The sequence below is a fragment of the Variovorax sp. 01N429 genome, assembly GCF_056399425.1.
The window spans coordinates 1-376 of sequence record NZ_JBFTRG010000222.1 but is presented as its reverse complement, the minus strand read 5'-3'; the positions used below and the strand labels follow the sequence as shown (position 1 = coordinate 376).

Annotated in this window: 1 protein-coding gene; it reads left to right on the top strand. The window is 70.5% G+C overall.

Features of this window, described 5'->3' with window-relative positions:
- Positions 1-32: 32 nt before the first annotated feature.
- Positions 33-376 (top strand): hypothetical protein (locus AC1DSF_RS31340; RefSeq protein ID WP_478184204.1); only part of this gene is annotated, 344 nt, incomplete at its 3' end.

Genomic DNA, 376 nt, shown 5'->3' with positions numbered 1-376 from the left:
GCTGGGCGTCGTGTGTCGGAAATCGGGGGCGGGTGGCTTTGATGCTGCGCGGGGTTGTCGTGCGGTGGTGGGTGCTGGTGGTGTGCGCGCTGACCGGGGTGCTGTCGGCGGCAGGCGTCTTGTCGGCTGCCGGGGCGGCGACGGCACCGCCGTCGCCGGACACCGCGGCCCGCATCACCGTCTCACCGCAACAGGCCGACATCGGCACCACGTTGGAGATCCGCGGCACCGGCATGCGCGGCTGCCCGGACGGCAGCATCGACGTCTTCCTGCTGTGGCATCCCGACGGCGGCAACATTGGCGACTACCGGTACCTCCTCGCCGCCGGCCTCCCCATGAACGACACCAACGGCTACAGCTTCACCCTGCGCCACAA